A 6,924-nucleotide genomic window follows, 5' to 3' on the forward strand; every position below is an offset into this window, starting at 1 on the left:
GCGAGGCGCTAGCGCTTGTCGATGGCGAAGCGCGCCGCGATGATCCGGGACAGGATGGTGAACACGAAGACGATGGCGATCAGGGTCAGGGCCGCGCCCCAGGCGCGTTCCTGCGAGGCCGCGAACGGCTGGCTCGCGTTGCGGAAGATCTGCGCCGCGAGCGTGGTGTTCGCCCCGTCGAACAGGTCGGGCTTGTACACGTAGGTCAGGCCCACGGTGACGATGATCGGCGCGGTCTCGCCCGCGGCGCGCGCCACGGCGAGCAGCGAGCCCGAGGTGATGCCCGACGAGGCCGCCGGGAGCACCACGCCCATGACCGTGCGCCACTTGCGCGCGCCCAGGCCCGAGGACGCCTGCCGCAGCTCGTCCGGGACCAGCCGCAGCATCTCCTCGGTCGAGCGGATCACGATCGGCAGCATCAGGCAGGCCAGGGCCAGGGCCCCGGCGAAGCCGGTCCGGTCGTCGATCACGGTCACGTAGCCGACGTAGATGAACAGGCCCATCATGATCGACGGGACGCCGGTCATGACGTCGGACATGGTGCGGATGAACCGCGCCAGCGGCTTGTTCTTGCCGTACTCGTTCAGGTACACCGCGCCGAGCACGCCGACCGGGATCGACAGCAGCGAGGCCATGCCCGTGATGGCGAGCGTGCCCACGATCGCCGGGCCCATGCCCGGGCCCTCGGTGCGGTAGTTCCGCGGGATCTCGTCGATGAACCAGGCCAGGCTCCACGCCGAGGCGCCCTTGGAGATCACCTGGTACGCGACCAGCGCCAGCGGCAGCGCCGCGATGAGCACGCACAGGGCGATGAGGATCGTCGCGGTCCGGTTGGCGAACGCCCGCCGCAGCGACAGGTTGCGGCCGGACAGGTCCGGCGGGGTCCGCCCTTCGAGGGTCGTCATGAGTGGGCACCCTTCATCTTGATCTCCGCCCGGCGGACCACGACGCGGGCGAGGAAGTTGATCAGCACGGTGATCGCGAACAGCAGCACGCCGATGCCGATCAGCGCGTCGGTGTGGAGGCCGCTCGCCTCGCCCCACTGCTGGGCGATGACCGCGGCCATGGTGTTGCCGGGGGCGAACACGTTGGCGTTCATGCCGACCGCGCCGCCGATGACCAGCGACACGGCGATCGTCTCGCCCATTGCCCGGCCCAGGCCCAGCATCGAGGCGCCGACCAGGCCGCCGAAGGAGTGGGGGAGGATCGCGCCCTTGATCATCTCCCAGCGGGTCGCGCCGAGCGCGTACGCGCCCTGCTTGTCGATCTCGGGCACCGTCGCGAACACCTCGCGGGCGATCGAGGTGATGATCGGGATGCACATGACGGCCAGGATCAGGCCGGCCGTGAAGTAGTTCCGGCCGGTCTGGGTGTGGGCGAACACCGCCGACAGGCCCGGGATCGGCTCCATGAGCCCCGCCCACCACTGGTAGAGCGGCGTGATCCACGGGACCAGCACCAGGCTGCCGACCAGGCCGAAGACCACCGACGGGACGGTGGCGAGCAGGTCGACGATGGTGACGATGTACTTGCGCGAGCGGCGGTGGGCGACTTCGGTGATGAACAGCGCGATCCCGATCGACACCGGCACCGCGATGATCATGCCGATCACCGAGGTCACGAGGGTGCCGTACAGGAACGGGAAGGTCCCGAAGACCTCGTCGCTGGGGGACCAGCGGGTCCCGATCAGGAACTCGACCGGGTCCAGCACGATCGCCGGCCACGCCTGCACGGAGGTCGTGACCAGGATCAGGCCGAGGACGATGAGCACGGTGAGGCCGGCGAAGGTCACCAGCCCGGTGAAGCCCTTGTCGGTCCGGCGGGAGCGGGCCTCCCCGCCGAGGTCCACCTGAGGGGGCGATTCGGGAGATGCCGTAGTGGTCAAGAGAGTCTCTCCGGTTTCGTGAGCGGCACGGCCGAAAACCCCAGCGGCGTCGCGGCCGTTGGGGTCATCGGATCCGTGGTCCTAGGCAATCGTCTCGTTGAGGGCGTCGATCGCCTGCTGGCGGAGCTCGTCGGGCAGGGCGGCGAAGTTGTTCTCGGCCGCGATGTCCTGGCCGTCCGTGAGCAGGTAGTTCACGAACTCCTTGACGCCCGCGGCGACGTTCTCGTCGTCGTACTCGGTGCGGATCAGGATGTAGGTCGGCGCGGTGATCGGGTAGGACTCGGCACCGGCCGCGTTCAGCGGGTTGTAGGAGAGGTCCTCGGCGATCTCGGCACCGGCGAGGGCGGCGGTCGCGCCGTCCAGGCTCGGCTGCACGAAGGCGCCGTCGGCGTTCTCGATCGAGGCGGTCACGAGGCCCAGCTCGGCGGCGTCGGCGAGGTCGACGTAGCCGATCGCGCCCTCGGTCTGGGTGATGATCTGGGCGACACCGGTGTTCTTCTCGCCGCCGACCGAGGTGGCGGGCCACTCGATCTCGTCGGAGGCGCCGAGGGTCCACGCGTCGGTGGCCTCGTCGAGGAAGGTGGAGAAGTTCTTGGTGGTGCCCGAGCCGTCCGAGCGGCGCGCGATCGTGATCGCGGTGTCGGGCAGGGTCGCGTCGGGGTTCGTCGCGGCGATCGCCGGGTCGTTCCAGGTGGTGATCGTGCCCTGGAAGATGTTGGCCAGCGTCTCCTGGTCGATCTGGAGACCCTCCACACCCGGCAGGTTGTAGGAGATCGTGATCGGGGCCGCAACGGTCGGGATGTACTGGAACGAGTCGGCCTCGGGTCCGTCGCCGTCCTTGACCAGCGAGTCGGAGCCGGCGAAGTCGTTCAGGTTCTGGCCGAACGCCTCCTTGCCGGCGGACGAGCCGTCGGCGCTGTAGGTGACGATGAGGTCGGGGTTGACCTCGGCGTAAGCCTCGATGGCCGCCGCGTAGAACGCGTCCGGGAAGGAAGCGCCCGAGCCGGTGATCTCACCGGAGACGAGCTCGCCGTCGCCGGAGCCCTCGTCATCGCTGCCGCCGCCGCAGGCCGCCATGCTCATGGCCAGGGCACCCGCGGTGATCGTGCCGAAAATGGTCCGGCGGTTCAGTTTCATGTTCACAGCTGGTCTCTACTCCGTCTCCCGGACCTGGCCCGGGTCGTCATTCACTGTCCGCAGCCATCAAACCCAGAGCCGGTGTTCACCCGCTGACTTGGAGTTGAATTCAAAGTGAACGACTGAGCGCGATTCGCAACCGCGTCGCAGAGACGGAAAATCCGGGCCGCTGACCTGGGAGTTTAACCCGGCCTCGGCCCGGTCGTGACCGGAACGTTATGAACGGTCGAGGTGCACGTCCCCTGTGACGGCGTACACCACCTGGTGCGAGACGCGCACCGCGTGATCCCCGAACCGCTCGAAGAACCGCGCCAGCAGCGCCACGTCCACCGCCGTCTGCGGCCCGTAGCCCAGGCTCGGGAGCTGCGCGTGGATGCGGTCCTGGATCGCGTCGAGCTCGTCGTCGTCCAGGCCCATCTGCGACGCCTGCAACTGGTCCTGCTCCTCCAGGATCCCCACCAGCTTCTCCGCGATCCGCACCGCCGCGGCCCCCATCGCTGCGAAGTCCGCCCGCAGCGAATCCGGGATCACCGCCGCCGGCGCGCGCAGCAGCACCGACTTCGCCACGTGCTTCGCCAGATCGCCCATCCGCTCCAGGTCGACCGAGATCCGCACCGCCCCGAGCACGAACCGCAGGTCCGACGCGACCGCGTCGTACTGCGTCATCAGCTCGATGATCCGGTCGTCGACCTGGAACTGGAGCGCGTTGACGTGATCGTCCTCGGCGACCACCGCCTCGGCCGCCGCGGTGTCGCCCTCCAGGAGCGCCGCGCCGGCCCGGTCGATCGCGGTCACGACGCGGCGCGCCATGGCGACCAGGAGTTCGTTGAGCTCGTCCAGGTGCTGGTGGAACGGGTTCACCATGATCGACCAATCGCGGTTCGGAAGGGGATGACGCGAGCCGCGTCGCAGACGCTCTCAGTGTAGTGGGAGGCGGGTGCGCGCGCCGAGAGCGGCGTCGGCCGGGGCGCACTCCCCTGGACGTCCGGAGATACAGTGAGGGCGAAGCACGAACGATCCCCCTGGGAGTTGGACCCGATGACCTATCCCTCGCAGCCCGGATACCCGAGCCCGTACGGCCAGCCGCCGCCCGGCGGACGCCAGCAGAACAACCTCTGGCTCATCGGCGGGTCGATCGTCCTCGTGCTCGTCATCGTCATGACCGTGATCCTCCTGGTGGTCCAGCAGACCCAGAGCGACGACTCCGCGGACGGCGGCGGCGACAACGGCGGCGACTCCGACAACGGCGGGGACGACGGCGGAGGCGACGAAGGCGGCGACGACCACGGCGACCTGGGCTCGGTCGAGATCAACGCCGACGCGTGCGCGGCCTTCGACCTGAGCGCCTTCGAGTCCAACTACGGCTCCTACTCGCCCGACGAGACCAGCACCTCGTCCTCCAACAGCGGTGGGAACCCGTCCGTGAGCTGCACGTTCTACAACGAGGACTACACCTCGGTGTACCTCTACGTCACCGACTGGGACTCCGCCTCCGACGTCGCCGACTACGTCGGCTCCGACGCGGACTACTACAACGAGGAGAACGGCTACACGTACTCCGAGTACACCGACTACGGCGACGCCGGCTCGATGTACACCACCGACTACGGCGAGAGCACGGCCACGACGCTCCACGTCGCCCTCGGCAGCCTCGACGTCACCGTGAGCACGACGCTCTACGACAACGAGTCGATCACCGCCGAGTCCGGCCTCGCGGTGCTGGAGGACTTCGTCCAGCAGGCCGACGTCCTCTTCGCCGACTACAAGTAGGCGCGAACGGGCCCGGCCGCCGCGCACCACCGGTGCGCCGGCGGCCGGGCCCGAACCATGTTCCATGGCAAAACAAAAGAGGCCCTGTGACCAGGACCTCTTGTGTGGTGCGCCGCCAGGGACTCGAACCCCGAACCCGCTGATTAAGAGTCAGCTGCTCTGCCAGTTGAGCTAGCGGCGCTTGATGATTGAGTTTCCACGGCGCTCTGCGCCGGTGTCCCTCGCACGAGGAGAAACTTTAGCATGTGCTTCGGGCTCCGTCTCCCGGGGTCCCCGGGGTGGCTACCCTTGAGCGGTGACAAGTTTCGTAGACCGCGTGAATCTCCAGGTCATTGCCGGTAAAGGTGGCAACGGCTGCGTGTCGGTCCACCGTGAGAAGTTCAAGCCGCTCGGCGGCCCCGACGGCGGCAACGGCGGGCACGGGGGTGATGTGGTCTTCGTCGTCGACCCCAATGTGCACACGCTGCTGGACTTCCACTTCCAGACGCGCCTCCAGGGAGGCAACGGCAAGCACGGCCAGGGTTCCAACCGCGACGGCGCCACGGGCGAGTCCATCCGGGTGTCCGTCCCCAACGGCACCGTCATCTACTCCAGGGGTGAGGTCCTCGCCGACCTCACCGGCGACGGCACCGAGGTGACCGTGGCCCAGGGCGGCCGCGGCGGCCGCGGCAACCGCGCCCTCGTCAGCTCCAAGCGCAAGGTCCCCGGTTTCGCTGAACTCGGTGAGGCCGGCGACGAGCTCGAGGTCGTCCTCGAACTCAAAAGCGTCGCCGACGTCGGCCTGGTGGGCTTCCCCTCCGCGGGCAAGTCCTCCCTCATCGCCGCGATGTCGGCCGCCCGGCCGAAGATCGCCGACTACCCGTTCACCACGCTGACCCCCAACCTCGGGGTCGTCTCCGCAGGCGAGACGACCTACACGATCGCCGACGTCCCGGGCCTCATCCCGGGCGCCGCCGCCGGCAAGGGCCTCGGACTCGAGTTCCTCCGCCACATCGAGCGCTGCGCGGTCCTCGCGCACGTGGTCGACTGCGCCAGCCTCGAATCCGACCGCGACCCGGTCTCCGACATCGACGCGCTCGAACACGAGCTCACCGAGTACGGCGGCCTCGCCGACCGACCGCGGATCATCGTCCTCAACAAGGTCGACGTCCCCGACGGGCGCGAGCTCGCCGAGTACGTCCGGGACGACCTCCGGAAGTACGGGTGGCCGGTCTACCTCGTCAGCGCCGTCAGCCGCGAGGGCCTGAAGGAGCTGAACTTCGCCTTCGCGAAGGAGGTCAACGACTACCGCGCGGCCCAGCCGCCCGTCGAGGCGACCCGCATGGTCATCCGCCCGGTGCCCATCGACGACTCCGGCTTCACCATCAAGAAGCTGGTGCCGGCCTACGAAGGCGACGTCGAGTTCCTCGTCGCCGGCGCCAAGCCCGAGCGCTGGATCAGCCAGACCAACTTCGAGAACGAGGAAGCGGTCGGCTACCTCGCCGACCGGCTCGCCAATCTCGGAGTCGAGGACGCTCTCGTCAAACAAGGCGCGATCCCCGGCTCGATCGTCAAGATCGCCGACCACGAATTCGAGTGGCAGCCGACCGATCCGAACATCATCGCGACCGTCGGCCCCCGCGGCACCGACGCGCGCTTCGAAGTCAGCGACCGCAAGGGCGCCGACGAACGCCTCGCCGAGCGCAAGGAGCGCCGCTCCGAACTGCTCGAACGAGTCGCCAAAGAGAAGGAAGCCAGGGGCAAGAGCCGCCGCGGCTGACCCCCATTTGCAGAATGACCTGCGAGAACACGGGGTTTGCAAGGGTGTGGCGCCGAGCACGTACCCCCCTTGCAAACCCCGGTTCTCCGTCGCGTAAATTTGTCTTTGCCCGAGGGGGAAACGGACAGGAAAACCGAAAGGACCTGGACGAAGACCTAAAGGGCAAATCTCCGAATGAATCGATCGGGGGGCCAAAACGGCCCGAAATCCGGTCTGATAAGTTACTGGAGCCGCTCCGGTCGGAGAGGAACTTCCAAGAAGTTTCAGATCTGATTAGTGCGTGTTGTTTGAGAACTCAACAGGGTGTTTGGATGGTCAGCGTGTGGGCTGGCTGGGATGCTTGGGGCTAGGTTCCTGAGTGGTTCTGGCTGGT

General features: G+C 67.9%; 6 protein-coding genes and 1 tRNA gene. 2 read left to right on the forward strand and 5 right to left on the reverse strand.

Annotated elements, in window-relative coordinates:
• Positions 1-8 precede the first annotated feature (8 nt).
• The 4 genes from pstA to phoU all read right to left on the reverse strand — a co-directional run bounded on the left by pstA (position 9) and on the right by phoU (position 3,886).
• Positions 9-905, reverse strand: a complete 897-nt coding sequence (gene pstA, locus BLS99_RS24690; protein ID WP_091054402.1) for a phosphate ABC transporter permease PstA — start codon at positions 903-905, stop codon at positions 9-11.
• Positions 902-1,885: a phosphate ABC transporter permease subunit PstC gene (pstC, locus tag BLS99_RS24695; protein WP_245712402.1), complete on the reverse strand. Its 984-nt coding sequence runs from the start codon at positions 1,883-1,885 to the stop codon at positions 902-904. Before pstC ends, pstA begins: the two co-directional genes overlap by 4 nt.
• A gap of 81 nt (positions 1,886-1,966) precedes the next feature.
• Entirely contained in the window at positions 1,967-3,022 is a 1,056-nt protein-coding gene (pstS, locus tag BLS99_RS24700) for a phosphate ABC transporter substrate-binding protein PstS (RefSeq protein WP_091054410.1), read from the reverse strand.
• Positions 3,023-3,238: 216 nt separating this feature from the next.
• Complete coding sequence (gene phoU, locus BLS99_RS24705) at positions 3,239-3,886, reverse strand: phosphate signaling complex protein PhoU (protein WP_091054404.1); 648 nt, start codon at positions 3,884-3,886, stop codon at positions 3,239-3,241.
• Between the two features lie 174 nt (positions 3,887-4,060).
• Between phoU and BLS99_RS24710 the strand changes: the two genes are divergently transcribed.
• Positions 4,061-4,792: a hypothetical protein gene (locus BLS99_RS24710; protein ID WP_091054405.1), complete on the forward strand. Its 732-nt coding sequence runs from the start codon at positions 4,061-4,063 to the stop codon at positions 4,790-4,792.
• A gap of 105 nt (positions 4,793-4,897) precedes the next feature.
• Here BLS99_RS24710 and BLS99_RS24715 read toward each other — a convergent pair.
• Positions 4,898-4,973 (reverse strand) — tRNA-Lys (locus BLS99_RS24715).
• Between the two features lie 114 nt (positions 4,974-5,087).
• On the opposite strand from BLS99_RS24715, the gene obgE reads away from it, so the two are divergent.
• A complete protein-coding gene (obgE, locus tag BLS99_RS24720; RefSeq protein WP_091054406.1) occupies positions 5,088-6,551 on the forward strand; it encodes a GTPase ObgE in 1,464 nt (487 codons plus the stop codon).
• Positions 6,552-6,924 lie beyond the last annotated feature (373 nt).

Origin of the sequence: Glycomyces sambucus, from assembly GCF_900102815.1 — a bacterium.
Lineage (GTDB): Bacteria > Actinomycetota > Actinomycetes > Mycobacteriales > Micromonosporaceae > Glycomyces > Glycomyces sambucus.

Excerpts from the sequence above, each read along its gene's own strand:
- pstA (WP_091054402.1), bottom strand. The coding sequence starts at position 905 with ATGACGACCCTCGAAGGGCGGACCCCGCCGGACCTGTCCGGCCGCAAC.
- pstS (WP_091054410.1), bottom strand. The coding sequence starts at position 3,022 with ATGAAACTGAACCGCCGGACCATTTTCGGCACGATCACCGCGGGTGCC.
- phoU (WP_091054404.1), bottom strand. The coding sequence starts at position 3,886 with ATGGTGAACCCGTTCCACCAGCACCTGGACGAGCTCAACGAACTCCTG.
- BLS99_RS24710 (WP_091054405.1), top strand. The coding sequence starts at position 4,061 with ATGACCTATCCCTCGCAGCCCGGATACCCGAGCCCGTACGGCCAGCCG.